Source organism: Spiroplasma sp. hy2 (assembly GCF_044714365.1).
Lineage (GTDB): Bacteria > Bacillota_I > Bacilli_A > Mycoplasmatales > Mycoplasmataceae > Spiroplasma > Spiroplasma phoeniceum.
This window is the reverse complement of record NZ_RXFZ02000244.1, coordinates 1-1,200: the sequence shown is the minus strand read 5'-3', so window position 1 is coordinate 1,200 and position 1,200 is coordinate 1. Positions and strand designations below refer to the sequence as shown.

Below are 1,200 nucleotides of genomic sequence, written 5' to 3'. Positions count from 1 at the left end.
GTTTTTCTTGTGGTGCTATTCATTCTAAATTGTCTCTAATTTCTTGATTAGCAGTATTTATTTGGTTTTCTTTTTTTAATTGTGCTAATTCTTCAGGTGTACATTCTTGTGGTGTATTACAAGCAATTAAACTAGTTGTACTTGTTCCTACTAATGAAATTGCACCTAAAATACTTAATATTTTTTTCATACATTATTCCTTTCTGATTTTAAATATAATTTGTTAATTTAATTAAAAATGGAAATAATTAAACTATTTCCATTATTTTTAGTAGTAAAAAATTGGGGGTTTTAAGATAAAAATTATTTTTTTATTAATATTTTATTTTTAATTTTATAAAACCTTAATTTTTGTTATTAATTATAAAATTTATAAATTATTTAAATTAACAATACTTTCTAATTCCGTTTACTCATCCAGTAACTCCACCAGTTGCACTTCCACCTAAAGCGCCAGTTGCGCCGCCAGCTAATGTACCAGCTCCAGGAACCACACTACCAACTGCTGCACCACCAACGCCACCAGCTGCTGCACCGATTGCTGCTTCCTTTACTGATTCTAAAAAGCTATTACCAATACAAGAAAAAACATCTCTTTTATTTCTATTTAATTTTTCTAAATTATTTGTTTGTGAATAATTAATTTCACTATTTTTGATAGTTTCTTCTTTTTGATAAGGACTAGCGGCAATTGTTGTTGGGACAGCAGTTCCACTAATAGTTAATACACTTAATAAACTTAGTAATTTTTTCATTACTGTATTTCTCCTTTTCTTAATCTTTAAACTTCTTATTTTTCAAGATCTAACTGCATTATATATATATATATATATATATGCAAGCAAAATTATGAATTATTTACAAAATTTTATCTTGAAAAATAGCTCTTATGACGCGCTTTAAGGCCTAAATTAGCAATAAAATATATTAAGTTTAGATTTATTTGTATACAAAATATGTTGCATTTGTGAACTATTGGTATATAATTAAAAGCATAGGTTTAATCTTTTTCCAATAAAAAAGAGTTTATGCTGACTTGTTAATCGAACAAGAATAAAAAAAGAGGAGTTTATAAAAATGGCACTTACAAAAGAACAATTAATAGAACAAGGTTTAAGTGAAGAGATTGCAGAAAATATCTTAAATAAGTTTAATAATGAAGCCAAACAAATTAGAGAAAGTGTGCAAAAACGCGAADAT

The 1,200-nt window shown here is 26.4% G+C and carries 1 protein-coding gene and 1 pseudogene (1 of these 2 only partly in view); both read right to left on the bottom strand.

Translation table 4 applies throughout. From position 1 onward, the window contains the following. Positions 1-190: pseudogene (locus EHV01_RS05780) on the bottom strand (lipoprotein); its annotated part reaches 11 nt to the left of the window's first position; the annotation flags it as partial. 196 nt (positions 191-386) lie between these two features. Continuing rightward, positions 387-755 (bottom strand): hypothetical protein, encoded by a 369-nt coding sequence (locus EHV01_RS05775; RefSeq protein WP_422066629.1) that lies wholly within the window; start codon positions 753-755, stop codon positions 387-389. Positions 756-1,200: the final 445 nt, after the last annotated feature.